Source organism: Promicromonospora kroppenstedtii DSM 19349 (assembly GCF_000515355.1).
In the GTDB taxonomy this organism is placed as follows: Bacteria; Actinomycetota; Actinomycetes; order Actinomycetales; family Cellulomonadaceae; genus Promicromonospora; species Promicromonospora kroppenstedtii.
Window position 1 is genome coordinate 2,998 of the sequence record NZ_KI911575.1, and the last position, 232, is coordinate 3,229.

The 232-nt window shown below is 72.4% G+C and carries 1 protein-coding gene; it reads left to right on the top strand.

Annotated elements, in window-relative coordinates:
- Nucleotides 1-85: 85 nt before the first annotated feature.
- Nucleotides 86-232: substrate-binding domain-containing protein (locus PROKR_RS37160; RefSeq protein ID WP_245605662.1), on the top strand; the 147-nt coding region annotated here is incomplete at its 3' end.

The following is a 232-nucleotide window of genomic DNA, read 5'->3' on the forward strand; positions in this document are numbered from 1 at the left end:
GCCGCGCGGTGGGATCTCGAGCTGGTGCGGCTCGGCACCTTCCAGCCGTACTTTGCGGGCGGCACCCCAGGCCGCCGACCACGCGGTGGCGAGCGGGGTCACCGCCGTCGTCGCGTTCAACGACCTCATGGCCCTCGGCATCCTGGACCGGCTGCGCCAGCGCGGGATCGACGTACCGGGCCGGATGTCGGTGGTCGGTTTCGACGACGTCCAGCTCGCCACGCTGGTCTCG